Below are 26,401 nucleotides of genomic sequence, written 5' to 3' on the forward strand. Positions count from 1 at the left end.
TATGTTAGGGGCGGATGCGTTAAATCTGGTTGTTGCCATAGCAGAATCTGGCTTGATTGATACCGCCGTCAATGACTTGGTTGCGCGCTCCCAAGTGATGATGATGGCGGAAAACCGTGGTGTGGGCACGTCAGTGAAAAATCATCTGATCAAGTGGCGCGCCAGCGTTCGTCGTCGAATGACAAAAGTGTGTGAAACCGAACGTTTCCAACGTGAGTTAGCCCTCTACCAAGAAGTGATTCACTGGGATGAAGAGACGTTTTTTACGCAAGTTCCAGACGTGGTGAAGAAACTGGAATGGGACTCCGCATTCTATTTAGAAGCGCGCCGCTTGCTCGAAAAAGAGAAGCTGCATCATAACCCCATGTTCCCTCATTTCTTTTGTGATCAGTGGTATAAATCACTGTCTGATGCGATTCGCCAAGCGCAGGTGATCGAACTTAAAGCCAACAAAGAGCGTATGTTGGCTGATCTCTATCAGCGTATGGAAACCATGCGCAATATGGATAAGGTCACTGAAGCGGGGGATGAAGCGATCGTCGGCCGACTTTGGGATATGGCGGCGGCGAAATTGAGCCGCAATGACCTCACGGTCATGAAGCGTTACGCTGAGTTTCTCAAAAAACACAAAGGCATGCAGGACATCGCCGAGCAGCTCGGGCGAATGGCTGGACAGGTTGACGATCCAGACCTAAATCGTGCGCCCGCTGAAGAGATGCAAATGGTCGAAGAGCGTTCAGATGAAGCGACCGATGACATTGTGGGTATCCACGAAAGTGACGATTTGAATAAGCTACTGCCCAACGAAACCATGTTTTTAGCTTATCCAGAGCTGGAAGTGGTGTTTTATAAGCACTTGGTCGATAAACGGTTAATGAACTATCGAATGCAGGGGAAATCACGCACTCTGCGTAAGGTGCGTGCCCATCGTCCTGACAACAAACAGGTTGATATCGAAAAAGGGCCGTTCATTCTCTGTATTGATGCCTCAGGATCCATGAGTGGTTTTCCCGAGCAGTGTGCCAAAGCCATGGCTTACGCGCTGATGCAAATTGCGTTGGCAGAAGATCGTGATTGTTATGTGATGCTGTTTTCTTCCGAATTCATCACCTACGAATTGACTCGCCAAGATGGGCTGCGCGAAGCGAGTGATTTCTTAAGTTATTCGTTTCATGGCGGTACAGATTTTGAGCCCGTGATCCTCAAATCGATTGAACTCATGAGCAGTGATAAGTATCGCAATGGCGATTTGGTTGTGATGTCGGATTTCATTGCACCCAAACAAAGTGACGAACTGCTGGCGCAAGTGGCGGAACTTAAAACGCGCAAAAACCGTTTTCATGCCATCAGCTTATCAAAATACGGCAACCCGCAGTTGATGAGTATGTTTGATCACTGCTGGAGCTATCATCCGAGCTTGGTTGGGCGGCTAATGAAGAAGTGGTAACTTGAATGCTTCATACCCAACGACGGGAAGTGGCAGGTCGTCAACGCCACTGCAGCTTCAAGTCAGAAGGGGATAGGTTGGTTTGCTTGCGACGGTCAGTTGAGCAGATTGCGCTAAATCTCAGCAAACGATCCGGCATTTCCTTTTTTTGTTTGACTCAGGTCGCATAATCCGTAAAGTACGCAGCGCAAGCAACGAAGCAAATCCTTCGTTTGACTTCAGAGGCGCGTTGGCAGAGTGGCCATGCAGCGGATTGCAAATCCGTGAACCTCGGTTCGACTCCGGGACGCGCCTCCATTTCTTTTGAAGTCATCGCTTAAGCCAGCCAAGTGCTGGTTTTTTTGTGTCTGCGTTTCTTCAATCGAGTCCCCACTCTATATTCCATTTATATCTCATCGCTCCCTACTGAGTATTTCCGGTTTACTTATCACGCTTTATGCATTTGGTTGTGGTTTAACCAGTCGTTTTTGCTATTCTTATGACGTTTTTTTATACAAACAGTCTGTGGTTTTGGTTTTTATACATTTTTATTGCATAAAAATACGTTCGTAGTAGTATGAACGCCAGATGATAATTAATGCAGTATGTCAGCATGAGTATTCGAGTTAACGGAATTAACAAGTCTTATGGCACCACTCAGGTGCTGCACGACATCCACTTTGAATGTGCGAGTGGTGAAACTTTAGTGCTACTTGGGCCAAGCGGTGCGGGTAAAAGCTCACTGCTGCGTGTGCTCAATCTTCTTGAAACGGCCGATAATGGCCAACTGCATATCGCCAATCAATCGTTTGATTTCTCAACGCATCCGACCGAGCAGCAAGGCTTAGCGCTACGTCGCAAAGTGGGCATGGTGTTTCAGCAATACCATCTATGGCCGCATATGACTGTGCTGGAAAATCTGGTGGAAGCCCCCGTGAAAGTCGCAGGTATGGTGAAATCGCAAGCCAAACAGCAAGCCATCGAGATCCTGAAAACGTTGCAACTGGCAGATAAAGCCGATGCGTGGCCGCTACAACTCTCGGGTGGCCAGCAGCAGCGAGTGGCGATTGCGCGTGCACTGATGATGAAGCCGGATGTACTGCTGTTTGATGAGCCGACAGCGGCTCTGGACCCTGAGATCACCAATCAAGTTGTGAAAATTATCAAAGAGTTAAGTGGCACAGGGATCACGCAAGTGGTGGTGACTCATGAAGTCGACTTTGCCAAGAAAATCGCCAGCCATGTGCTCTACCTCGAAAAAGGGCGCATTGTTGAACACGGCACGCACGCCTCCTTTACTCATCCGCAGACTCAGCAGTTTGCCGATTATTTAAAACATTAAGAAGTTACTGATATTAGCCCACAGATTCTGGCCAGTGATGCGCCAGATTTCGCAGAACACATGGAGTATTGCAATGAAAAAGATCCTACTCGCGTCTTTGATTGGTTTGGTTTCTGCTAGCGCAGCTGCGCAACAAGAGATCAAGTTTGTGATGGAAGCGACTTACGCGCCGTTCGAATACATGGATGAGAACAACCAAATCCAAGGTTTTGATGTGGATTTAGCGAATGCGCTGTGTAAGCAACTTGAAGCGAAATGTAGCTTCCACAACCAAGCATTTGACAGCTTGATCCCAGCACTGAAATTCAAACGTTATGATGCAGCCATTTCGGCAATGGACATCACCGAAGCGCGTTTAGAGCAGGTGAATTTCTCCAATCCGTACTACGACAACTCAGCCGCCTTCGTTTCTCTGGCGGGCAAAGTGGCGGATCAAGCCGCGCTGAAAGGCAAACGTGTTGGTGTGCAAAATGGCTCGACTCACCAAAGTTTCCTACTTGAGCAACTGTCGGACGTGGTCGCGGTGCCATACTCAAGCTACCAAGATGCGTTCATCGATATGAAAAATGGCCGTATTGATTCGGTATTCGGTGACACGGCCGTTGTCGCGGAGTGGTTTAAGGGGGATAACAACCTCGCTTACGTTGGTGAGCGTGTCACGAATGCACAGTACTTCGGTAATGGCTTTGGCATCGCCGTCAATAAAGATAACCAAGCGCTGCTTGATCAACTGAACGCCGCGTTGGAAGCCGTGAAAGAAAATGGCGAATACGCCGCGATCTTCAATAAGTACTTCGGAAACTAAGATGGTGCTAACGGGCTACTCTTTATCACTGGTACAAGCAAGCTGGATGACGCTGCAAATTGCGTTGGCTAGCTTGCTGGTCGGTTTACTGCTGGCACTGGTGTTTGCTGGCGGTGAAATGGCAAAACTGAAATTGATCAAATGGCCAACCACCTTGTTGGTTACCGTGATCCGTGGTTTGCCTGAGCTTTTGGTGGTGCTGTTTATCTACTTTGGCTCGACCCAAGTGTTGTTTTTCATCACTGGTGAATTTATTGAGATCAGCCCGTTTATCTCTGGTGTGATTGCGCTCTCGCTGATTTTTGCTTCGTACGCTGCGCAGACGTTGCGCGGCGCACTCAAAGCCGTGGGCAGAGGTCAGCGTGAAGCGGCCAGCGCATTAGGGATTCCTCCTAGCCATGCATTTATTCGTATTGTGCTGCCGCAGGCGGTACGCCACGCGTTGCCCGGTTTAATGAACCAATGGTTGGTTCTACTAAAAGATACGGCATTAGTTTCTTTGATTGGGGTGACGGATCTACTGAAACAAGCGCAGCTCACTTCCGCGGCCACCCATGAAGCCTTTACTTGGTATGCAACGGCGGCGGCGGTGTATCTGGTGATCACATTGATCACGCAGCGCGCCGTAAAAGTCATAGATAACAAGTTTTCGATACAAGGCATGAGCCATAGCCAAGGAGCCAGCGCATGAAAGAGCAACACCTATGGCAACTGCTTGAAGGCTTAGGCACCAGTTTGCAACTGACGGCGGCTTCGCTGCTGGTGGGCTGTATATTGTCACTCTTGATGACCGTAAGCTTAGTGATGCGCACACCCGTCGTGCATTGGTTTAGCCGTGCGGTGATCACCTTGTTTACCGGCACTCCGCTGCTGGTGCAAATTTTCTTGGTGTATTACGGCCCAGGGCAGTTTGAATGGATCCGCGAAAGCGTACTTTGGGTATGGCTCAGCCAACCTTGGTTTTGCGCTATGCTGGCTTTGGCGCTCAACACGGCGGCGTACAGCACGCAACTGTTTAAAGGCGCATTTAACGCCATTCCTAGCGGACAGTGGCAAGCGTGCCGCGCGTTAGGCATGAATAAAATTGCTACGCTACGGGTGTTGCTGCCTTATGCATTACGCAGAGCTGTGCCAGCCTATTCCAACGAAGTGATTCTTGTCTTTAAAGGGACTTCGCTGGCCAGCACGATCACCATTATGGATTTGATGGGCTACGCGCAGCGCATCAACGCCCAAACCTACGATACGTTGACAGTCTTTGGGATTGCTGGGGCATTTTACCTTGCAGTGAACGGCATTCTGACCCTGATCTTCTGCCAAATCGAGAAAAAAGCGTTAGCGTTTGAGGCGTATTGATTTTTAGTGTTGAATGGTTTTTGTGCGTTGTGCACGCCATTTGTACGCGATGGCGTGCTTTTTAATCACTTGATTAAATTGCTGAAATTTTTTATTGACCAGAAATCTCAATCCGTTAAAGTACGCCTCGTTCTCACGGCAAAGCTCGTTAGAACAGATGGTGTCTTCCATCGCAGTATGCGTTGCCCTGGTGGTGAAATCGGTAGACACAAGGGATTTAAAATCCCTCGACTTTCGAGTCGTGCCGGTTCAAGTCCGGCCCGGGGCACCATCATCCTCAAGACACATCACTTAGGCGCGTTGGCAGAGTGGCCATGCAGCGGATTGCAAATCCGTGAACCTCGGTTCGACTCCGGGACGCGCCTCCATTATTTCCTCTCTTGTTGATACAAAACTCTTTCTAGCGTTCATCAAAAAAATCTTTATTGCGTATGTATTTACTCATCAAGTGATAAGAGAACGGCCGAATTAACCAACTGATGATCGAACGCCCTAAACGCTCCCATGTCGGTGTGTTTTCGTAAATTCTGCCGTTGTACAGCCAGAGTAATTTTCCAGCATGCCAGTACAGGAATGGCACGGGTGGCATGAAGGTTACGATGTCCAGATCGCAGCAGATGCGATAGGTTTTATGAGCCAGCCCATAGTATTTCGGAAAGCGCCAATCCCCGATCGCAGGTTGACCAAAAGTGACGACTCGCTTGATCGTGCGTGGATATTTTCGCTCAAAATAGTCCGCAAACACGCAGCCAATCGCGCCGCCGGAAGAGTGTCCGGTGATCGCAATGCGTTTGCCTTGTTCAATCAGCGGCAGTAGGGTTTGTTCCAGTTTTTCAATCACCGTCATGCCAAGCGTATCTTGGTTTCGGCTCGGTTGGCTCTCTTGATGCAGTAAGTGATAAAAGCCGGCATGAATGCGGTATTGCAGCCCTAAATGGCGGCAACTGCGTGTCCAAACCGCGAAGTTGAGTAGCCAGTCGGTGAGGCTGTGTGAGCCTTTAATGACAACAACCACTTCATCGCTCGCTCGGCTCCACAATACTCGGATCATGATTTTGCCAAACTGATTGGTGATCACACGCTGTCCGTTAGGATCAAATCCGTAGCGAGTCTGCTTAAAAATGCGCGGATAAGCGAGGTTGCACAAAACGGCGTAGCGTTCGTATTGGTAGCGTTTGAGTGGTTTCACAATGTCATAGAGTTTGCGGTTTACGATGACTCTATGTGTGGATTATGAAGCTTAGATGAAATGGCATATATCCTTCCTAGTTGGATCTGCAGCGGTGTTGGCTATGTTCGTTCACCCACATAACAGAGTCTGTCTATGCTTATGGGGATTATGAAAGCTCTTCTAACCAAAGGCCAGTCTACGGCTGTGCAAATTTGTCACTCACTTACCGCCTACCTGCAACTACAAGTAGTTTTGGTATAGAAGTACGGGTGAAATCCCTTTGGTTGCGTAAAAGGAGATAACGCACCTTTAACCTCAATCAATTTTCTGCGATGTAGATTTTGTTATGGTGGCGACAGTTATTTTTTGGAGTACAACTTGTGCCACAACCAACATCTTCCATTTTATCTGGTGCTTTGCTTACTGAATTTCGGACTGTGCAAGCGATGATTGCTATTTACTGTCGTGATCATCATCAAAAAACGGGGATGTGTTCTGAATGCTTGGCTTTGATGGAATATGCGGAAACGCGCCTAGATCGTTGTCCTTATGGAGAAGAGAAGCCGACCTGTAACCGTTGCCCAATTCATTGCTACAAACCAGAACAAAAAGCGATGATGAGAGAAGTCATGCGTTATGCTGGGCCAAGGATGTTGTTACCACACCCCATTTTGTCGTTTCGCCATTTATGGCATGAAAGAAAAGCCATCCCAGAAAAACCGAAAGCAGAGGCTTCTAACCGTCATCAACGGTTAAAAGCAATGAAAATGGCAACCAAAGCGCCGTAAAGAAGGTTATTCGCCCGCCACCCATTGGCGTTTGGTTTTGACGCTTTTGATCAGCATATACAAACAAGTTGCGAGTAGGATGGCAAACAAGTAAGCCATCAAGCCGTGGCGATCTTGCATAAACCAATCGGCCAATACCGGACCTACCACCGAGCCTACGCTGTAGCTGAGCAGCATCACTTGGGTTGCGGAAACAATGTAGCTCGCATCCAATTTATCGCAGCCTAAATTAATCGCGATTGGGTAGAGGGCGAAGGTCGCCATGCCTAAAATAAATAGGCTAACGCCCAGTACGAGCAGCGAATCATCAAACACGGTCAGCGTAATGGCTGCCGTGCCAAGTACGCAGAACAGCGCCATCTGCAGAGTGCGACCTAAAAATTTAGACAGCCAAGGCACCAAAGGTTGAACCGCCATGCCGCCCAAAATCACCAGCGCCATTAAGTTACCCAGATCGGTGTGGCTAATGCCACGATTGGCAAGTTCCACCGGCATCAAACCGTAAATTGCTCCTAATGTCAGGCCCGAAACTAAGCAGCCGATCATCGCCGCTTTACTGAGCTTGAAAATCTGACGCAACGAAAGTGAGCTAGCTTGTTGTGTGGAAGGCTGATCCGAATCGACGTACATCAGCACCATGGAAGCAATCAAAAGTAGTGTGGTGATCGCAATAAAAGGCACGGCACCTGCCACACCCAGTTGGCCAATTGCCATTTGTCCGAGTGCAGTACCGCCATAGAGTGACACCATGTAAATGCCAAGACGCTTCGCGCGACCTTGTTCATCGCCATGCAGTAACCAAGATTCCACCACCACAAAAATGCCGGCCACGGCGATACCTGCGACCAAGCGCGCCAAAAGCCAAACACTGGCGTAGGGCAATAGCGGCATAACCACAATCGACAGTTGCAGTAAGCTCAAGCACCATACAAAGGCTTTACGGTGGCCTAAACGATTAACGAAAGGTTCTGCAACCAGCGCGCCCGCTAATAATCCGGCATAAAAAACGCTTGCCAGCCAACTGGCCAAATCAGATTCGAGTTGGTAATGCTGCAGCATTAAGGGCACTAGGCTCATTAAGTAGCCAGCGGCAATTGCATACAGAGTTAAGGCAATAACAGGCACCGCAATGCGGTTTGGTGCAGAAGAATGGATTTCCACAGCAGGCCTCGGGAACAGCAGAAGGAACAGTTGGCGCGAATATGGGACGAATAGTGCGCAGAGTAAAACGAAAAAAAACGTTCTTGACGATAAACTTTGCTTGTTGAGGAGAAGGGCGGGGAAAGTGCGAGTTAAGTTGGCATAATTTTATCGAAAATGCCAACTTAATTGTGAATTGCAAGATGCGATTATTTAGTCAGCGCTTGGTTTAACCATTGATCAAATTGAGATTTTGGCAGTGCGCCATTGATCATGTCGATGCGTTGGCCATTTTTGAACACCATAATGGTGGGAATACTGCGAATTTGAAAATGTGCAGCAAGGTTTTGCTGCGCTTCGGTATCAATTTTCACGCAGCGGATCTGGCCTTTCCGCTCGGTGGCAACATCACTAAAAATCGGTGCGAAGCCGACACAAGGGTTACACCACGGAGCCCAAAAATCGACGACGACAGGTTTGTCGCTTTGCAGCAGCGCGGAAAAATTGGCTTCGGTACCTTCAATTGGCGCGCCATCAAGTAATGCGCTTTGGCATTTTCCACAATTTGGGCTTTCGGTAATCCGCTCTTCTGGCACACGGTTAAGGCTGTGGCAAGATGGGCAGCGGGTATTGAATGTTGACATGACTTCCTCTCTTTATTTTGCGCTTTCGTTACCAGTTTAAGCTCAATGGTTAACCATGGTTCGAAAATCGGCGTATACTTCTGCCCATTGCCGACAATGGCGACGGGCGTTGCTCAATATCTTGGGGCGCTCCGCCAAATTACAATAAGCAGCATAGACGGAATTTTTATGACTCAATGTTATGCCGAAATCACCGGGTGGGGTAAATGTCTGCCACCTGCGACGCTCTCCAATCACGATTTGAGCACCTTTCTTGATACTTCCGATGAGTGGATTCAATCACGTACTGGGATTGAACAGCGTCGGATCAGCCACGTGAATACTTCCGATCTCGCTACCGTTGCCGCTCAGCATGCCATTGCCTGTGCGGGCGTCAGCGTTGAAGAGATAGACCTGATTATTGTGGCAACCTGTTCACCGGATTCGTTAATTCCCAATATTGCTTCAAAAGTGCAGCAAAATTTAGGTATTCCTTCTGCCGCCGCCTTTGATCTCAACGCCGCCTGTACCGGTTTCCTCTATGGCTTAGAAACCGCGACACGCTTGATGCAAGCGAGCCATTATCGCCATGCTTTGGTGATTGGTGCTGAGCGCCTCTCTTTCTATCTGGACTGGACGAAGCGTGACACCGCCGTGCTGTTTGGAGATGGCGCAGGTGCTGTGGTATTGAGCAAGACCGAACAGAAAGTGGGCTTGCAAGATGCGCAAATTGGCTGTGATGCCCAAGGACGAGATATTTTAGCGGTACCTAAGTTTGGAACCGCGATGGATCGTTTTGATGCAGACAATGGTTACTGGGCGTTTGATTTCGTGGGTAAAGAGATCTTTAAACGCGCGGTGCGTGGCATGGGGGCTGCGGCGCAGCAAGTGTTGGCGCGTAGCGGCTTATCGACCGAAGAAATCGATGTGGTCATCCCGCATCAAGCCAATATCCGCATTATTCAAACCCTGTGTGATTTGGCGGGCATCGCGCAAGACAAAGCCTTTGTGAATATTCATCGCTACGGTAATACCTCCGCGGCTACGGTGCCGATTGCCCTGTGCGAAGCGTTAGAGCAAGGCAAAATTAAACCTCATGATAATCTGTTGGTCGCCGCTTTTGGCGCGGGTTTAACTTGGGGAGCGGGTCATATTCGCTGGGGGGAGCGGGTAACGCCTCTGGGTAAAAGTGATGCGCAATTGCCTTCTTGTGATCACACTGCGTTAGATCTGTTGAGCAAGGCGATCGAGCACTGCAAGCGTCATCAATCAGAATGATTTTCTGAATGTTGGAATAAGAATAGGGCAAGTTTTACTTGCCCTATTTACTGTCCTCCCTAAACCACGGCTTTCAGCAGTGGTGATTGTTTAATATTTCCGTCCAGCTTTTGGCTTCTAGTAGGAAGTGGCTATTCACGCTCAAGCACTAGGCTCATTGGTCAGCGCCATCGCCAGTAAACTCACCGGATGAATGGTTTCCAAGTGCGCGTTTTCTTCGATTTGCCACTTACAGGTTTCGCAATCGGTCACCGCATAATCGGCATCAGAGGTTTGAATCGCATCAAACAGATGCGAACCAATTTTCTTCGATACCTCGTAGTTCTCTTCTTTAAAACCATAGGTTCCAGCTAGGCCACAGCACTCACTGTCGAGCACCACCAGCTCTAAGCCGGGGATCATTTTCAGCAGCTCAATCGTAAACATCACATTACCACTGCGCTCTAAATGGCAAGGGGTGTGATACACCACTTTTTTGTGCACGGGTTTCATCTTCGGCGCGTTACCGCTCATAAACTCTTTGAGCAGAAAACGCGTGACGTAATGGATTTGATCCACCACTTGGCTGTTATCTACCCCTAGCACATGCGGGTATTCTTGCTGCAAGGTAAACGAGCAGGTGGAAGAGGTGGAAAGCACCGGCGCATGGTAATCATTGACCATAGCCGTAAGGTATTTGACGTTGTGCAGCGCGTTTTTACGCGCTTTGTTGTGAAAACCGTTGGCGATCAGGGGCACACCGCAACACTTTTCGCTATCAAGCAAACGCACGCCTATGTTCATCGCGTTCATCACTCGCACAAAGTCTTTACCCAGTTGCGGGTGGTTGTAGTTCACGTAGCAACCATGGAAATAAGCCACTTGCCTTTGGTAGAGCGGCTGGCTGGTGCAGTTTTGTTTAAACCAGCGACGGAACGTGCCGTGCGAATATTTGGGTAAGGTTTTATGGTCATGCACGCCGATGGTTTTGTGCATCAGCTTTTTCACCAATGGCAACGAGGTTGCGGCGTTGACGAGTGGTGCAAACGGCGTGGCGATCGAGCCAAATAAGTCGGTGTGGCTGAGTACAAAATCACGCATCAATTTAGGGTTGAGTGGCTTTTTGCCGTATTTGCCACGCGCCACGGCGATCATATCGCCAATTTTGACGCCTGAAGGGCAGGCGGTTTCACAGCGTTTGCAGTTGGTGCACAGCTTGAGCGCGTCATCATAATATTCGGCATTTTTGATCCGTAAACGCTCACCATCTGGGCCACACTGTTTGGGGCCGGGATAGTTTGGGTTGGCTTTGGAAACGGGGCAATACACAGTGCACACCGTGCATTTGATGCATTGATCAAAGGTGGTATTTTGCGGTGCAGAGTGAATAAAGGCATGGTTCATAGCAGCACCTCCGGTTGTTTGGTTTGCGCATAAGTCGCAAGGATCTGTTCTACGGCATGATAAGCGGTTGCAATCGCTACGCCTCCGCCACAGCCTTCAAACACGGGGTCGTACCCACTGAGCATTGCGCCGCAACACCAAAGATTGTCAATGGTTTTGCCTTGGCGTGACGGATGCAAATTGGCATCGGTAGTGACGCCGAAAGTCATAAACGGGTGTGATTGTGCGGCAATAAATTGGGTATGTCGCCACTGAGCGCGGTCAGGGTTTTGCTGGACGTCCAGCGCAAAGATCGGCTCTTGAATCGCATGTTGTGAGGCTTGTAATCCTTGGCTGAAGTAACTGCCGGTCGCCATCACATAGTGCTCAGCACTGATCGGAAAATCGCGCAGATTTTGAGTATGAATAGCAGTGAGGCGAGAGCCTGCAAAATCGCCACCAATCACTTTGTCTCCCTTGAGTTGCACGCCGCCACCTTGGATGAAACTACGATGCAGTGCTTCTTCAATGCGGATCCCGAGCAGTGATGGGGGCATAGTCGGCACTTCATGAAAGCGCAGTTGGGTTACCTGTTGGAGTTTGCTCATCAAATGCAAACCATCACCGTTGCCCATGATGGCAGGCATGATCACCAGATCATCAGCACGCGCAACGCGCATCAGTTGGTCGCACAATGCATTCCACGCCGATTCTTGGCGTAGCAAGCGCGCAATATCAATCGAACGTAGCTCGTTAGGGTTACGTCGGAACCCTTCAAAGCCGGGGATGGAAACATTCACCGTGAGCATTGGCGTGTTAGCAAGCTCAGGGCGCTGAGCGAGGTTATCGCGCAGCATCGTAGGTTGAAAATCGCGATAGCCGTCAATCGCAACAATGATAATACGTGAAAAGTCGGCATTGCCGCGATAAGGGTAAACAAAAGGCTGTGATAGCCATGTATTTTTTAGGGTACCAAGTGGGGTAATGCGCCAGTGGTTGGCACCATCGGGCTCGTGATGCAAAGGGACGTGCGCACTGTCTAAAGTACGTTTGAACCACATCAAACCTTTTTCGCTGTTTTTGCGCCCGACTTTGCTGTAAGGGTGCTCTGGTGCTTGCTGTTGTAAAGCTGAAAGTGCGTCAAACGGCTGATTCACTACGCTGCCATCTGGCAAACGTCCAAGCACATCAATCGAGCCGGAAGAAAAATGCAGCGCACTTTGCCCTTGGTTGATTAACACCACTTTTTTTCCGGCTTGCAGTGCGCGCAGGGCGGCGCTGTATCCGGCAATTCCGCCACCGATGACGGCCACATCATAATGCATCATTGTTGTTTCTCCGTGGCTGAGTCGAAGGAAGGTAAATCGCTTGCACCGAGCAAGCCTTCGTAAATCCAGTAGCTAAATTCTGCTTCGCGTAGCGCATCGCCCCAGAAAATCGGTTTGATGCCTTTCCAGCGCTCTTCCAGAAAATCGACCAATAAGTGGCTCGATTGGCAACCAGAAACTTGTCCGTATTCACTAAACAGACTGGCTGCGCGATAGCTGCACAGCTCGCCCTGACAAGGCCCCATACCCAAACGAGTACGGCGTCGTAGGTCGACCAAATTATTCACATCCAACTGCTTGATGGCGTACTCAATTTCACCGGCGGTGACCATTTCGCACTCGCAGATCACCGCTTGGCTTTTCGCATCATCGGCTAAAAAGCTCGCGGCACGTTCACCGTGGCGATAAATGGCGGATTCATAAACCGGTTTGGCGATACTTGCGGTCTTTTTGAGGGTTTTTGGTGCTTGCTGAGAGCCTGGTAAAGGGCGCAGATGCGTTTGGCAGCTTTGGGCATTGCCAAGTTTCTTGGCGACCAGATCGGTGGCCCACTCGGCCATCAAACGATAAGTCATCAGTTTGCCACCGGTAATGGTGGTGAAGCCTTTCAAGCCGTCACGCTGCTCGTGATCCAGCAAAACAATACCGCGACTGATATTGCGGCCACTGCCATCATCATCCACTGCGACCAGTGGGCGAACGCCCGCATAAGCGCGCAATACGCGAGTGTTGGCCATAATGGGGGCGAGTTTTGCGCCCTCGGCGAGCAAAATATCCACTTCTCGTTCAGTGACATGCAGATTATCGATCTGGTCATAATCAATATGCTCGGAAGTGGTGCCAATCAGCGAAATGGTATCGCCGGGAACCAAAATGTCCGCATCGGATGGTTTTCGGCAGCGGTTGATCACCAGATTATTAATGCGGTAATCCAAGATCAGCAGTGAACCTTTAGCGGGGAACATCTTGATGTTGAGATCCGCATATTCGCAGATGTTTTGTCCCCAAATGCCTGCTGCGTTAATCACTTGCTGGGCTAAAATATCAAACTTAGCGCCACTGCCTAAATGCTGGCAACGCACGCCGAGCACGGTATCTCCCTCACGGATCAACTGGGTCACTATGGTGCGGTTAAACATTCGCGCGCCATGCTCTTTGGCATCCAGCACATTGGCCGCACACAGGCGAAAAGGGTCGAGCGTACCATCAGGCACTTTCACCGCGCCAATCAAAGCAGGGTTGACATTCGGCTCAAGTAACAAGGCTTCTTTAGGTGTTAAGCGCTGCGTTTCAATCCCTGCATCACTGCAGGCGTGAATAAACGACTCCTGAAAGCCTAAATCATCTTCTGGCAGAGTGATAAACAAACCATCGGTGGCTTCAACGCAGTGGCGCGCGATGGATTTCAGAATTTTGTTCTCTTGGATACACTCGCGTGCCGATTCAGAGTCAGTGACCGCGTAACGAGCGCCGGAGTGCAGCAAACCATGATTGCGACCTGTGGTGCCCGCGGCAATGTCATCTTTTTCAACCAGAATACAGCGTAATCCGCGCAATGCGCAGTCGCGCAAGATTCCGGTTCCTGTTGCGCCGCCGCCAATGATGACTACGTCGGTTTCCATTCTTTGATAAGCCGTCATGAGCTCAACCTTATGCAATCAAAACACATACGGTTAGTGTGCCATTATTTTCATTTCATGTTCGTTGTTTTGCTCACAAAAGCGCGAACGAGCATTGAATGACGGACAGAAGTGGATGGAACCTTTCAGTGGCGTAATTTTATGCGATTCACTTATTGATGATTAACACTGTTCGTAACATGTATGACACATTTAATGTTCGTTTGAGTGAATATGTTCGTGACTTAATAAGGGAATATCTGTCGATTTTTTAGCGCGATCGTGCGTTAAATCTGGCTTGTACTCATGATTTAGTGATTGCTAAACCAAAAGATTAGCCATTTTCAGACATCGGAGAAGAGAGAGAAAAAAGATGCGTTGTTTAACAAAAAACGAATTTGTTAATAACAAAATTGTGCTCGAACACTCATTAATTGCGGTCGTTTGTTTTCGAGGTGATATTTTTGTGCCAGATTCACCGCGAACAGTGAGATTGTTCATCCAATAACGGCTATTTCATGATGCGATTAGAGCCGACGGGTGTAGGCGGCGACCACAATATAAACCGAAAAATAGTGAGACTGCAGATATTTATGCTGACTTTCTAAGTATAACGGGTGTGGATGGCTGTTCGATACGGCTCTGGTAGCAAGATAACAAAAAGGACTCTGAACTATGAACCAAACAAAGCAACATACTCTGCTCGGGCAGTGTATCGCCGAGTTTATCGGTACAGGATTACTGATTTTCTTCGGCGTCGGCTGCGTGGCCGCACTCGTTTTAGCAGGTGCTCAATTCGGACAGTGGGAAATCAGCATTGTCTGGGGTTTTGGCGTATCGATTGCCATTTATTGTACGGCTGGGGTTTCTGGCGCGCACATTAACCCTGCCGTCACTATCGCTCTGGCCGCTTTCCACGGTTTTGATAAAGCGAAAGTATTACCTTACATCGTTTCGCAAGTGGCTGGTGCGTTTTGTGCTGCGGCACTGGTCTACAGCTTGTACAGCAACCTTTTTACCGACTACGAAATCGCCCACAATTTTGTACGTAGCAGCCAAGATGCCTTAGCGACAGCGGGGATCTTCTCAACTTATCCGCATGCTTCTCTCTCTTTTATGGGAGCCATGGCCGTTGAGTTCACCATTACAGCGGTACTGATGTTCGCGATTTTGGCGTTGGGTGATGAAAACAATGGCGCGCATCGCAATGCGATGAACCCCTTGCTAATCGGTATTTTGATTGCGGTGATTGGTGGCTCATTAGGCCCATTGACGGGCTTTGCCATGAACCCTGCGCGTGATTTCGGTCCTAAACTGTTTGCCTACTTCGCGGGATGGGATTACGCCCTGACTGGCGCAAAAGAGATCCCTTACTTCATCGTACCGATTGTGGCTCCGATTCTGGGCGCATGTTTTGGCGCGTGGGCATATCCAAAGTTTATCGCGGCTTATCTGCCAAAAACGGGTACGGGTTGCACTATTCCGAACCAATGTGACACGGCAGAAGAGAGTGAAGAAGCGCGCGCATAGCGGGTATAAACTTAAAAAAGTATATTCAATAACAATAGAGACTACCCCAGCACTTCGGTGTGATCGCCATGCGGCTTAAGTTCGCAATGCTGGGGTAAAGCAAGAACGTGAAACCATAAGGAATAGAACATGACTGAGCAAAAATACGTCGTCGCTCTCGATCAAGGTACTACCAGCTCTCGCGCCGTGGTGTTAGACCATGATGCGAACATCGTGAGCGTTTCTCAGCGTGAGTTTACCCAAATCTACCCGCAAGCCGGGTGGGTGGAACACGATCCAATGGAAATCTACGCTACGCAAAGCTCAACATTGGTTGAAGCGCTAGGTAAAGCCGGTATTCGCAGTGATGAAGTTGCCGCTATCGGTATTACCAACCAACGTGAAACCACGGTAGTGTGGAATAAAGAGACGGGTAAGCCTGTCTACAACGCGATTGTTTGGCAATGTCGCCGTACTGCTGCCATTTGTGAAGAGCTGAAAGCGCGCGGTTTAGAAAGTTACATTCGCGACAATACCGGTTTGGTGCTCGACCCTTACTTCTCAGGTACCAAGATCAAATGGATTCTGGACAATGTAGAAGGCGCACGCGAGCAAGCTGAAGCAGGACAACTACTGTTTGGTACGGTTGATACATGGCTAGTGTGGAAAATGACTCAAGGCCGTGTGCATGTGACCGATTACACCAACGCATCCCGTACTATGCTATTCAACATCAACACCTTGCAGTGGGATGAAAAGATCCTCGCCGAATTTAATATCCCGCTCTCCATGATGCCGGAAGTGAAAAAATCGTCTGAAGTGTACGGTCAAACCAACATTGGTGGTAAAGGCGGTACGCGTATTCCAATCGCGGGGATTGCAGGTGACCAACAAGCGGCGCTGTACGGCCAAATGTGTGTACAAGCGGGACAAGCGAAAAACACCTACGGTACGGGTTGCTTCTTGCTGATGAACACGGGACAGGAAAAAGTGACCTCGAACAACGGCTTGCTGACCACGCTAGCGTGTGGTCCACGCGGTGAACCGGCTTATGCACTGGAAGGGGCGGTGTTTATGGGCGGTGCATCGATTCAATGGCTGCGTGATGAGCTGAAACTGATTTCCGATGCTCGCGACTCTGAGTACTTCGCCACCAAAGTGGATACTTCAAATGGTGTGTATGTGGTGCCAGCCTTTACGGGTTTAGGCGCTCCGTACTGGGATGCGTATGCGCGTGGCACAATTGTCGGCTTAACCCGTGGTGTGAACTCAAACCACATTATTCGCGCAACACTGGAAAGTATCGCTTACCAAACGCGTGATGTGTTGGATGCGATGCAAGCGGACTCTGGCATTAAGCTTTCTGCGCTGCGTGTCGATGGTGGTGCGGTCGCCAACAACTTCCTGATGCAGTTCCAAGCAGATGTATTGGATACCGAAGTACATCGTCCGAAAGTCACGGAAGTCACCGCGTTAGGCGCAGCTTACCTCGCCGGTCTGGCCGTTGGTTTCTGGGATGGTTTGGAAGAGCTGCAAGGCAAAGCGGAAATCGATCGCAGCTTTAAACCGCATCATGATGAAGAGAAGCGCCAACGCCGTTATAAAGGTTGGAAGCGTGCGGTGAAATGTGCTCAAGCGTGGGCTGTGCTGCACAACGAAGAAGAGTAATTTTTCTTTTCGATAAGAAACAATGCCCGGGTAAACCGGGCATTATTTTTTCAGGGAGAACTAAGCCGCGCTCGAAGACGCGTCAGGCTTTTTTTCCTGTTGCATTTTCACCAAGAAGTAGATGTTGACGCAGGCAATAAAACCGTTAGTCACGACAACAGGCCAAGCATCAATCATCAAACCGTATGCAGTAAACAGTGCACAACCAATAAAATTCAGTACACGCAGCCTGACGATGTCTTTCATTGTCAATGATACCGCCACCATGACTGATGCCGCGTATCCTAAAATTTCAACCATACTCATATCCATTATTTGACCCTCGTTAATAGTGTGGACAGTGTCAGTGTCGTGCCAATCTTCTCATCGTGAGAGTAGTGAGGAAGCTCCATGCCTCGAATGGTTTCTTGGTGGATTTGCCATGGGTTGAGTATGGCTAAACCATCAAGAAAAGAGGCCGCTCTATCGCTATTTTAGTCAAACCTGCGATTTTCAGGGCACTCTGTTGATTCACTAATGACACTATAGCAATGGAAAATATGTGACGAAAGGCTCGGAATTTTGTTCGGTGAAGGTTAGCGATTACGCAAACGTTTAATGTCGATCACGTTCAGTTTTTGCATGGCAGACATTGATAGAAACGTTAACGCTTTTACCTTAACTCGAATGAGAGAAACGGATTGGCGCAATAAAGAAAACCCACCTTGCGGTGGGTCTTGAATCATTAGGCTTTTTTGCCTTGAGTCATCTGCTTATCGTGCTCAGTTAAGTCTTTGATACGACGGCTGATGTCGCGGCGCTCTTTAGAAATTTCCGCGCTCTTGATGATGTGATCATCGACACGATCTTCGTAGTCAGACTTCATGTTTTTGATGATGCCGAGAATCTCTTCGTGGCTCATGTTGGGCTTGATGTAGTCAAGCAGGTTTACCAGCAGTTCAACACGCTTACGGTTATCACGCACTTTTTTCTCGTTATCATCGAGTTCGCGTTGAAGTTTATTTTTGCGACGAGCCAAGCTCACAATTTCAAATACGCTGTTCATAGGTTCCTTTTCCTACTTCTAATGCAACTGCGAAGATTAAAACACAACAATTCTTTTCATAACAGACTTAAGATCAATATGCGGCCTATCTTGACTAATAAATCATCATTCAAAGCACGAGCCAATTGTACATCAGAAATAATGCGCTATATCATGTGCGCCATTCATGAAGACATGATGAGCAACCATGCGTAATTCAGAGATTTTGGTTCCCACACCGCCGCTGCAAACTGAACTTGATGCTGTCGCAGTGAAACTACGAGAGGCTTACATTAAAGAGCGTCAGCAGCTTGAGTTGACCGAAATTGAATTAAACCGCGCCAGAATCATTATGATTGATGAGAATGGCAAAATGATTCGGTTACCTCTGTTAACTGAGCATTAAATACCGACTGCGGGTTCGCCCGCCAGCAGAAGGACAGCACGATGAATATTCAACTCTCCCCACTCGAAGCCCGTGTAATTGGCTGTTTAATTGAAAAAGAAGTCACTACGCCGGATCACTATCCACTGACACTCAATAGCTTAACCACCGCCTGTAACCAAAAAAGCAACCGCGAACCAGTACTTAACTTGAGCGAAGCGGAAGTACAAGACACGGTGGAAGGGTTAATTGCTCGTCGCCTTGTGAGTGATGAAAGCAGCTTTAATAGCCGTACCAGCAAATACCAGCACCGCTTCTGTAATACAGAGTTTGGCGATCTCAAACTCAATCACCAAGAACTTGGACTCATCTGCTGCTTATTGCTGCGTGGTGCGCAAACCCCCGGAGAGCTGCGCACTCGAACCAATCGACTCTGTACATTTACTGATGTGAAAGAGACTGAAGCGGTACTTGAGCGTTTAGCGAATCGTGACTCAGGTGCGCTGGTGGTGAAATTGCCGCGTGAGCCGGGTAAGCGTGAGTCTCGCTACCACCATCTGTTTTGCGGTGAAGTGGATATGACGGCTTTTGCCACGAGCTCAGACAATGAAACGAACGCCTCTTCTCAATACGCTGAGCTAGAACAAGAAGTGGCAGCACTGCGTGAAGAAGTGGCCGAGTTGCGCACACTGATTGAACGACATTTAGGCTAATGGAAACCTTGGCTGAGTTGCCTTCAACTTGGTTTGTTTATTTGGTGCGTTGTGCAAATAACGCACTCTATTGTGGCATCACTACCGATGTATCGCGCCGCTTTGCCCAACATCAAAAGGGCAGTGGTGCGAAAGCGCTGCGTGGCAAAGGCCCACTGGAACTGGTGTGGTCATTGCCCGTTGCTGATGGCAAAAGTGCGGCATTAAAGCTCGAATACCGAATTAAAGCGCTCTCCAAATCCCAGAAAGAAGCGTTGGTGGCGGGGATGGCGCGAATTGATCAACTGGAGATTATTTTCCAGTGATCGTGCCTGTTTAGTGAGCCTTATCACTCTATTTACTGGGAAAAAATCATTCATGTATTAACCTTGTTTATGGGATAACCCAAAGTGAGGTTGGTAACGGAATGAATATTCAAATAAAAAGTACTTTAGCAGTGGTCATGTCAATGGCCTTCTCTTCTTCGGCATTGGCTTCTAATTTGTTGATGGATGCTCGCGGTGCCGGTATGGGGAATACGGGCGTTTCTACGGCAGATTATCTGCTGGCTCCCTACTACAATCCTGCATTGACGGCGGTGTATCGTAAAAATGACTCTTTCGGCATTTTGCTGCCTAGCATCGGGCTGCGAGCAGAAGATAAGGATGAATCACTCAAAACGATTGATGATTTGCAAGATTCCATTGAACAGTTTGAGCGCGCAGGAGCCGGGGCGGCAACGCAGGAAAACGTGGATCAGCTCAATCGATATCTTGATCAACTGGCGGATGATAAACCTTTGGCCGTCACGGCTGGGATTGGTATTGCAGTCGCCCTACCTCTCGATGCAGTCTCCCTCAACTTTTTCTCCCGTGGCTATGCAGAAGTGATTGCGAAAGCCAATGTGGCCACGAAATCTGGCAACAGTGCCAATGATGTAAAAACTCGCTATGAAAGTTCCGATGTCGATTTAACCGCGTTTGGTTATACCGAAGTGGGCTTGGCAGTAGGCAAACAAGTGGTACTCGGCGGGCAGACGGTTGCGCTGGGCGTAACACCGAAAGTGCAGCAACTGCGAACTTATCAAGATAATGCGTCGGTCAAATCTTTCGAACTTGATGACTATGATAAAAGCGAAGTGAAGGACAACGCCTTCAACTTAGATATGGGCGCAGTGTGGCTTATTGATCAATATCGCGTAGGTATCGTAGCCAAAGATTTGTTTGCGAAGGATATTCAAACCCAGAACCGAAACAACACTTACAAGCTAGATACCCAAATAGCGGTTTCTGGCAGTTATGTGAGTGATTTCTTTATCGCCGCGGTGGATCTTGATCTCACCAAACAGCGCCGCTTCAACGGTGACAACGATGATACCCAATTTATGCGTTTCGGGGTGGAAGGGAATGCATGGGGTTGGGCGCAGCTCAGAGCCGGTTATGAAGTGGACTTACAAAACTCGTTGGATAATTCGGTTTCTGTCGGTCTTGGCATCAGCCCGTGGGATATCGTCAGCTTCGATTTGGCAGGTTCTTACGCTGGCGACAACCAATTTGGGCTTTCGGCGAACCTTGCTTTTACTTTCTAAGTTGAAATTGCTGAATAAGTAAGCTGTCGCAGGTGTGAGAATCTACTTTTCTCACACCTGCACTATGAATTACCTCAATCATGCTTAATAATCAGTGACAACGATTTCCCGATCTGGGCAAAAAGAGTCCTTTTTGATTCAATGAGATGTCAGCGTTTGACGGTGGTTTTCATTCAAATTGAATAATAGGAAAAAAGCTCATGAGGAAGCTATGAAAAGAAAGTTAATATTTCCGCTGCTTCTGATGGCAGCTCTCTTCAGCTCAACTGCCCAAGCCGACTCATTAAAAGGCTATTGGCACTATGATGAATTTCTTGCTGAGTTTCCTGAGCAGCGGCCAATTTCCGAACTATTTGCACAAACGGTACGTGATAAGCCGATCGCGTTAAGTGTTGCGCAGAAGCAACCCGTGATTATTTCAGTGGTGTACCCCGGACAGCAAATTTCCGACTACTGGGTCCGCAACATCAAAGCGTTTGAAAAGCGGATGGATGTACTGGGGATTCGCTATCAAATCAATCAGGTGTTTACTCGCCCGAATCTTGATACTCGCCAGCAAAGCGTCTCTTTGATGGAAGCGCTGAAAAATAAGAGCGACTATCTGATCTTTACCTTAGATACCACCCGTCACCGCAAATTCATTGAACATGTGCTGCATTCCTCTGAAACGAAACTGATTTTGCAAAACATCACGACGCCAGTCAAAGATTGGCAAGGCAAGCAGCCCATGATGTACATCGGTTTTGATCATGAGTATGGGGCGCAATTATTGGCAAAATATTACCAAGAACATGCACCGAAAAAACCGTACTCAGTACTTTATTTTTCCGAGGGTTATATCAGTGAAGCACGGGGAGATACCTTCATTCAAGATATGAATGCGGTGCACCATTTTCCGCTGGCCTCTTCCTATTACACCAAGGCAACCGAGCAGAGTGGCTATGAAGCGACCTTAAACATAGTCAAAAATAATCCAGAAATTGGCTTTATTTATGCTTGTGCGACGGACGTGGCTTTGGGAGCTGCGCAAGCACTGAAAGAACTGAATCGACAAGATATTCTCATCAATGGTTGGGGTGGCGGCTCAGCAGAGTTGGAAGCGCTTGCCAAAAGAGAATTGGATGTCACTGTAATGCGTATGAATGACGATACCGGTGTGGCGATGGCCGAAGCGATAAAATGGGACTTGGAAGGGAAAACTTCGCCTTTGGTGTATTCAGGCGATTTTGAAGTGGTCACTAAGCAAGATTCCAAGGCACGTATAGAAGAACTGAAAGCTCGGGCTTTCCGTTATTCGGATCGTTAGGGTAAGAGGATTACGTGTTTGGACATTCGACCTAGCCAAATCAAGCATAAACAGCGCATCGCATCTTTTATCACTCATGCCGTAGTCGTGGTGATGGGCGTTTTGATCGTCAGTGTATTATTCCAAAGTTACCAGATCAGTAGCCGCTTGATGGCTCAGGAAGGGCAACGAACCTCAGTTCAAACCGCGAGCCTAATCCAAAGTTTGTTTGATTTTCGTCTTGCAGCACTGCGAATTCATCAAGACAGCACAGCCAAGAACGCCAGTTTAATCAACGCACTTGTCAGCCGAGATTCGAGTCGGCTGGATGAGTTCTTTTCCAGTGTCGATGAACTTGAACTCTCTAATGCGCCAGATCTGCGTTTTATCTCCAGTCACGATCAAATTTTGTGGGATGATGGCAACGCCTCTTTTTACGGCATTGCCCAACAAGAGCTGAATAAGCTTATCCGTAAAGTGGCGATCAGTGGCAATTGGCACTTGGTTCAAACGCCCAGCGAGGGAAAATCAGTCCATATTTTAATGCGCCGATCATCTCTGATTGAAGTGGGAACCGGGCAGGTTGTTGGGTATCTGTATGTGGGGATCGTGCTTAATGATAACTTTGCGCTGTTGGAAAATATCCGCAGTGGCAGTAACTCAGAAAACTTAGTACTCGCGGTGGATTCCACACCGTTGGTATCCACCTTGAAAGGTAATGAACCTTATTCGTTGGACTATGTGGTACGCAGCGCCAAAGATGCCATGAAAGACAGCTTTATTGTCGGACAAACCTTTTTAGAGGTAGAAAATGTACCGACTTATCTGTGTGTCTATTCGATTCAGACCAACCAAAATGTATTGACGCTGCGGGATAATTTCTATTTTTGGATGGCGTTTGCGTTGGTCAGTATGATCGGCGTTTCGATAGCGTCACGCTGGTGGCTACAAAAACGCATTCAGCGTGAAATCGAAACCTTGATGAATTACACCCATAAATTGATGGATCTGGACACGAAAAGTGACTTTATCGGTTCAAAAATTTATGAGTTCGACTATTTTGGGCGAACGCTGGAACAATCATTCCGTCGTCTTGCCAACAAAGAAAAGCAGTTTGAAGATCTGTTTAATTTCGCGCTCTCACCGACCATGCTTTGGAATACGTCAGGGCGGCTTATCCGTATGAACCCGTCAGCGCAAATTCAGTTTTTGCGGGAAGACGCGCAAAACCACTTCTTATTCGAGATTCTTGAACACCAACTGTTGCCTATGATCACCTATGCTGCACAAGGCAAGAATCCCAGTGAAGTGACAACGGAAGTGGATGGACGAGTGTATCGTTGGAACCTTTCGCCAATCATGGTGGAGGGGCAGATTATTTCGATCATTACTCAAGGGCAAGACGTTACCTCCATTGCAGAAGCAGAGAAGCAGAGCCAAGCGGCAAGGCGCGAAGCGGAAGAATCGGCACGGGTTAGAGCAGAATTTTTAGCCAAAATGAGCCACGAATTGCGTACGCCACTCAATGGTGTGCTCGGTGTTTCTCAATTGTTGAAACGTACGCCACTCAATGATGAACAGCGCGATCATGTGGCGGTGTTATGCACCAGTGGTGAGCATTTGCTCGCGGTACTGAATGATATCTTGGATTTTTCGCGCTTAGAGCAGGGTAAATTCCGCATCCAAAAAAATGAGTTTCGCCTTAAAGATCTGGTGTGTGCAATTGACCGTATTTATCGACCTTTGTGTAATGAAAAAGGTCTTGAGCTGGATGTGAATTCCAATATCACCGCCTCCGCCATCGTGCGCAGCGATCAGATCCGGATTAACCAAATTTTGTTCAATTTGCTCAATAACGCGATCAAGTTCACTCACCAAGGCTCGATACGAGTCGAATTGCAATTAATCGAAGGCGATCCATTAGCCCAGTTGGTGATTCAAGTCGTCGATACCGGAATTGGTATTCGCGAACAAGATTTAACGGTGATTTTCGAGCCCTTTATGCAAGCCGAATCTACCACCACTCGAGAATACGGTGGTAGTGGTCTGGGCTTAACAATTGTGCACAGCTTGGTGGAAATGCTCAGTGGTCAACTGCACGTTAACTCCGAATATGGCGTCGGTACACGCTTTGAAATTCAGTTACCAATTGAACTTGTGGAAAAATTGGATGAGCCGCAGCAATTGCTGCCTGCCCCAGATCCCCAACAATTATTTGATAAACCCCTGCGTGTGTTGTTGGTCGAGGACAACCACACCAACGCATTTATTGCTCAAGCTTTTTGCCGTAAGTATGGTTTGGATGTGAGTTGGGTAACCGATGGGCTACAGGCGATTGAAGAGCTCAAAATACACACCTATGACTTAGTACTGATGGATAATCAGCTACCTTATCTGGATGGAGTAGAGACGACTCGCACTATCAAAAAAATATTGCACCTCCCCGTTGTGGTGTATGCCTGCACAGCGGATGGTTTAGAAGAAACACGGCAGGCGTTTTTCCATGCAGGTGCGGAATATGTGTTAGTTAAGCCGCTGAAAGAGCAGACTTTGCATAAAGCGCTGGAGCATTTCAAACATCATCACGGTGAGAAAAACGCTGGCTCAAATTGAGCCAGCGAGAAAAGCGTGTTCGAGAACTTGCTTTTTCAGCGTTTCTGTCAGCGTGATCGGTTGTTCAAACTGAATGCCAATTAAATGTCCGTTGGATTGGCGACGAATATTGACGATATGACTTTTGACCCGCTTTGGCAGAAAAGGGTCTAGCGCACTATTAATACGCACCTTGGAGCCCGTGTTTAACTCATTTTCACCACGAATGAACACACCGCAGCCTGAAATAGAAAAGTCTACCAAGGTGCCTGCATAGTTTTTGTTGCCTTCACTCACTTCTGCAGGGATCGCCACTTTATAACGTTCATGGCTACGAATGGCTTTGGTGGCAAAATGTTTGGGCGGGCGTATGAACAAAACACAGAAAGGCTTAGTGCTGGCTTGCAATACTGAGCTTTGAAACGCCAAAATGTGCCCTAACTCAGTATCACACATGCCTCGTAATACAATTTGGACATTCTTGAGTTTACGCATCACCAAGGCTTGATGCGCCTTGAGCGGCAGATCCAACACAATATATTGCTCAATCTTGTGACCAATGAGGGTGGTGTGGAACGCGTAAGTATCCTCAGGACCGAAGTGAATTTCAGCCGCGACCTTCATGCCCGGTTTTAAAAGCAACGCCAGTTTATTTAGATCTTCAGAACCGACAGCCATGCAAAAAACTCTTAACTTGTTTTTATTATTGACAAAGTTATACACCTGAAGGCGGGGTATTGCCTACTTGGATAGAAAGATTCTTGCACTAAGTTGACGAAATCACCGCTCCAGCTTCAAGTAGGAAGGGGATGGCGATATTTAAAAACAGGAGCAATATTCATAAATGAGGTGCAGGGCAACACCTCTAGCGTGTTGTACGGTATGTCTTAAACGGGAAACTTAAAACTGGAAGCGAACGCCCATACCGACTTGTGGCCCCCATACCCCTGCATTACGCGCTTCGGCACTCAATGATAGCTGATCTGTCGAGTGAAAACGTACGCCAGCAATAAACACCGAATGATCATCTAAGCGGCCAAATCTTAAGTGGCCTTCCACTTGATTGGTGAACCACGCACGAGCGCCAAGGTTGAATTCCAGTTGAGTATCTTTCTCGCCGCCCAATTCTTTAGGCATACGAATGTTGTGTACCAACATCTGCCCATACACATCGGCAAATTGATTAATCGGGCCATTAAAACCGATGCCGCCTGCGATATCCCAATCACTATCCAATTGAGAGTCAATACGAGCAATAAAGTGCGAGTTATCGGTAAAGTAGGTGCTCAATTCCACACCGCCAGACTCTGGGTTCATTGCGGTTCTTAACTCAAGAAAATTGTAGTTAAAGTTATTGGCAAGGGCAGGAGTGGCAAGAGTAAGGCCCAGCAGCAGGCTCAGGTGCGTTTTTTTCAGCATA

At 48.1% G+C, this 26,401-nt stretch carries 26 protein-coding genes and 3 tRNA genes; 18 read left to right on the forward strand and 11 right to left on the reverse strand.

The window, feature by feature from the left end; all coding sequences use genetic code 11:
• The first annotated feature begins 1 nt into the window (after window position 1).
• The 8 genes from viaA to CEQ48_RS04640 all read left to right on the forward strand — a co-directional run bounded on the left by viaA (window position 2) and on the right by CEQ48_RS04640 (window position 5,297).
• Complete coding sequence (gene viaA, locus CEQ48_RS04605) at window positions 2–1,447, forward strand: ATPase RavA stimulator ViaA (protein ID WP_089070411.1); 1,446 nt, start codon at window positions 2–4, stop codon at window positions 1,445–1,447.
• 223 nt (window positions 1,448–1,670) lie between these two features.
• A tRNA-Cys gene (locus CEQ48_RS04610) sits at window positions 1,671–1,744 on the forward strand.
• Window positions 1,745–2,039: 295 nt separating this feature from the next.
• Complete coding sequence (gene artP, locus CEQ48_RS04615) at window positions 2,040–2,768, forward strand: arginine ABC transporter ATP-binding protein ArtP (RefSeq protein WP_001964440.1); 729 nt, start codon at window positions 2,040–2,042, stop codon at window positions 2,766–2,768.
• Between the two features lie 73 nt (window positions 2,769–2,841).
• Window positions 2,842–3,573, forward strand: a complete 732-nt coding sequence (locus CEQ48_RS04620) for an arginine ABC transporter substrate-binding protein (protein ID WP_000722143.1) — start codon at window positions 2,842–2,844, stop codon at window positions 3,571–3,573.
• A gap of 1 nt (window position 3,574) precedes the next feature.
• Window positions 3,575–4,264, forward strand: coding sequence for an arginine ABC transporter permease ArtQ (gene artQ / locus CEQ48_RS04625; RefSeq protein WP_055033684.1), 690 nt, complete (start codon window positions 3,575–3,577; stop codon window positions 4,262–4,264).
• Complete coding sequence (gene artM / locus CEQ48_RS04630; RefSeq protein ID WP_089070412.1) at window positions 4,261–4,929, forward strand: arginine ABC transporter permease ArtM; 669 nt, start codon at window positions 4,261–4,263, stop codon at window positions 4,927–4,929. Before artQ ends, artM begins: the two co-directional genes overlap by 4 nt.
• Before the next feature lie 184 nt (window positions 4,930–5,113).
• Window positions 5,114–5,200, forward strand: a tRNA-Leu gene (locus CEQ48_RS04635).
• A gap of 23 nt (window positions 5,201–5,223) precedes the next feature.
• Window positions 5,224–5,297 (forward strand) — tRNA-Cys (locus CEQ48_RS04640).
• A 32-nt stretch (window positions 5,298–5,329) separates the two neighbouring features.
• Here the strand turns inward: CEQ48_RS04640 and CEQ48_RS04645 are convergent.
• Window positions 5,330–6,118, reverse strand: coding sequence for a lipase family protein (locus CEQ48_RS04645; RefSeq protein WP_000803303.1), 789 nt, complete (start codon window positions 6,116–6,118; stop codon window positions 5,330–5,332).
• Window positions 6,119–6,480: 362 nt separating this feature from the next.
• On the opposite strand from CEQ48_RS04645, the gene CEQ48_RS04650 reads away from it, so the two are divergent.
• A complete protein-coding gene (locus CEQ48_RS04650) occupies window positions 6,481–6,888 on the forward strand; it encodes a nitrous oxide-stimulated promoter family protein (RefSeq protein ID WP_089070413.1) in 408 nt (135 codons plus the stop codon).
• 6 nt (window positions 6,889–6,894) lie between these two features.
• On the opposite strand, the gene CEQ48_RS04655 is transcribed toward CEQ48_RS04650, so the two are convergent.
• Together CEQ48_RS04655 and trxC are read right to left on the reverse strand one after the other, a co-directional pair.
• The gene (locus CEQ48_RS04655; protein WP_089070414.1) at window positions 6,895–8,049 is read right to left on the reverse strand and encodes an MFS transporter; all 1,155 of its coding nucleotides are present in this window, start codon (window positions 8,047–8,049) and stop codon (window positions 6,895–6,897) included.
• Between the two features lie 188 nt (window positions 8,050–8,237).
• Window positions 8,238–8,672: a thioredoxin TrxC gene (gene trxC / locus CEQ48_RS04660; RefSeq protein WP_089070415.1), complete on the reverse strand. Its 435-nt coding sequence runs from the start codon at window positions 8,670–8,672 to the stop codon at window positions 8,238–8,240.
• Between the two features lie 168 nt (window positions 8,673–8,840).
• Between trxC and CEQ48_RS04665 the strand changes: the two genes are divergently transcribed.
• The gene (locus CEQ48_RS04665; protein ID WP_089070416.1) at window positions 8,841–9,929 is read left to right on the forward strand and encodes a ketoacyl-ACP synthase III; all 1,089 of its coding nucleotides are present in this window, start codon (window positions 8,841–8,843) and stop codon (window positions 9,927–9,929) included.
• Window positions 9,930–10,070: 141 nt separating this feature from the next.
• Here the strand turns inward: CEQ48_RS04665 and glpC are convergent, their stop codons facing one another.
• Genes glpC through glpA form a run of 3 tightly spaced genes read right to left on the reverse strand, consistent with a single transcriptional unit; the run spans window position 10,071 to window position 14,259 of the window.
• The gene (gene glpC, locus CEQ48_RS04670; RefSeq protein ID WP_089070417.1) at window positions 10,071–11,312 is read right to left on the reverse strand and encodes an anaerobic glycerol-3-phosphate dehydrogenase subunit GlpC; all 1,242 of its coding nucleotides are present in this window, start codon (window positions 11,310–11,312) and stop codon (window positions 10,071–10,073) included.
• Window positions 11,309–12,619, reverse strand: coding sequence for a glycerol-3-phosphate dehydrogenase subunit GlpB (glpB, locus tag CEQ48_RS04675; RefSeq protein ID WP_089070418.1), 1,311 nt, complete (start codon window positions 12,617–12,619; stop codon window positions 11,309–11,311). Before glpB ends, glpC begins: the two co-directional genes overlap by 4 nt.
• Window positions 12,616–14,259, reverse strand: coding sequence for an anaerobic glycerol-3-phosphate dehydrogenase subunit A (gene glpA / locus CEQ48_RS04680; RefSeq protein ID WP_089070419.1), 1,644 nt, complete (start codon window positions 14,257–14,259; stop codon window positions 12,616–12,618). Before glpA ends, glpB begins: the two co-directional genes overlap by 4 nt.
• A 654-nt stretch (window positions 14,260–14,913) precedes the next feature.
• Here glpA and CEQ48_RS04685 point away from each other — a divergent pair.
• Both CEQ48_RS04685 and glpK read left to right on the forward strand, forming a co-directional pair.
• Entirely contained in the window at window positions 14,914–15,768 is an 855-nt protein-coding gene (locus CEQ48_RS04685; protein ID WP_089070420.1) for an MIP/aquaporin family protein, read from the forward strand.
• Window positions 15,769–15,897: 129 nt separating this feature from the next.
• Entirely contained in the window at window positions 15,898–17,415 is a 1,518-nt protein-coding gene (glpK, locus tag CEQ48_RS04690; RefSeq protein WP_000139396.1) for a glycerol kinase GlpK, read from the forward strand.
• Window positions 17,416–17,475: 60 nt separating this feature from the next.
• On the opposite strand, the gene CEQ48_RS04695 is transcribed toward glpK, so the two are convergent.
• The 3 genes from CEQ48_RS04695 to CEQ48_RS04705 all read right to left on the reverse strand — a co-directional run bounded on the left by CEQ48_RS04695 (window position 17,476) and on the right by CEQ48_RS04705 (window position 18,460).
• On the reverse strand, window positions 17,476–17,727 hold the full coding sequence (locus tag CEQ48_RS04695; protein WP_089070421.1) for a YgjV family protein: 252 nt from the start codon (window positions 17,725–17,727) through the stop codon (window positions 17,476–17,478).
• A gap of 263 nt (window positions 17,728–17,990) precedes the next feature.
• Window positions 17,991–18,140 (reverse strand): hypothetical protein, encoded by a 150-nt coding sequence (locus CEQ48_RS04700; protein ID WP_089070422.1) that lies wholly within the window; start codon window positions 18,138–18,140, stop codon window positions 17,991–17,993.
• Window positions 18,140–18,460: a DUF496 family protein gene (locus CEQ48_RS04705; protein WP_001089529.1), complete on the reverse strand. Its 321-nt coding sequence runs from the start codon at window positions 18,458–18,460 to the stop codon at window positions 18,140–18,142. Before CEQ48_RS04705 ends, CEQ48_RS04700 begins: the two co-directional genes overlap by 1 nt.
• Window positions 18,461–18,647: 187 nt before the next feature.
• Between CEQ48_RS04705 and CEQ48_RS04710 the strand changes: the two genes are divergently transcribed.
• The 6 genes from CEQ48_RS04710 to luxQ all read left to right on the forward strand — a co-directional run bounded on the left by CEQ48_RS04710 (window position 18,648) and on the right by luxQ (window position 25,002).
• Window positions 18,648–18,845, forward strand: a complete 198-nt coding sequence (locus CEQ48_RS04710) for a hypothetical protein (RefSeq protein ID WP_089070423.1) — start codon at window positions 18,648–18,650, stop codon at window positions 18,843–18,845.
• Between the two features lie 41 nt (window positions 18,846–18,886).
• On the forward strand, window positions 18,887–19,537 hold the full coding sequence (locus tag CEQ48_RS04715) for a YceH family protein (RefSeq protein WP_089070424.1): 651 nt from the start codon (window positions 18,887–18,889) through the stop codon (window positions 19,535–19,537).
• The gene (locus CEQ48_RS04720; protein ID WP_089070425.1) at window positions 19,537–19,842 is read left to right on the forward strand and encodes a GIY-YIG nuclease family protein; all 306 of its coding nucleotides are present in this window, start codon (window positions 19,537–19,539) and stop codon (window positions 19,840–19,842) included. Before CEQ48_RS04715 ends, CEQ48_RS04720 begins: the two co-directional genes overlap by 1 nt.
• 101 nt (window positions 19,843–19,943) lie before the next feature.
• Window positions 19,944–21,104 (forward strand): conjugal transfer protein TraF, encoded by a 1,161-nt coding sequence (locus CEQ48_RS04725; protein WP_089070426.1) that lies wholly within the window; start codon window positions 19,944–19,946, stop codon window positions 21,102–21,104.
• Window positions 21,105–21,315: 211 nt separating this feature from the next.
• Complete coding sequence (locus CEQ48_RS04730) at window positions 21,316–22,410, forward strand: autoinducer 2-binding periplasmic protein LuxP (protein ID WP_089070427.1); 1,095 nt, start codon at window positions 21,316–21,318, stop codon at window positions 22,408–22,410.
• 18 nt (window positions 22,411–22,428) lie between these two features.
• Window positions 22,429–25,002 (forward strand): quorum-sensing autoinducer 2 sensor kinase/phosphatase LuxQ, encoded by a 2,574-nt coding sequence (luxQ, locus tag CEQ48_RS04735; RefSeq protein ID WP_089070428.1) that lies wholly within the window; start codon window positions 22,429–22,431, stop codon window positions 25,000–25,002.
• Here the strand turns inward: luxQ and CEQ48_RS04740 are convergent.
• Window positions 24,994–25,659: a PilZ domain-containing protein gene (locus tag CEQ48_RS04740; protein ID WP_181713321.1), complete on the reverse strand. Its 666-nt coding sequence runs from the start codon at window positions 25,657–25,659 to the stop codon at window positions 24,994–24,996. The genes luxQ and CEQ48_RS04740 overlap by 9 nt on opposite strands.
• Window positions 25,660–25,881: 222 nt before the next feature.
• Window positions 25,882–26,400: a hypothetical protein gene (locus CEQ48_RS04745; protein WP_181710619.1), complete on the reverse strand. Its 519-nt coding sequence runs from the start codon at window positions 26,398–26,400 to the stop codon at window positions 25,882–25,884.
• Window position 26,401: the final 1 nt, after the last annotated feature.

Origin of the sequence: Vibrio tarriae, assembly GCF_002216685.1 — a bacterium.
Lineage (GTDB): Bacteria > Pseudomonadota > Gammaproteobacteria > Enterobacterales > Vibrionaceae > Vibrio > Vibrio tarriae.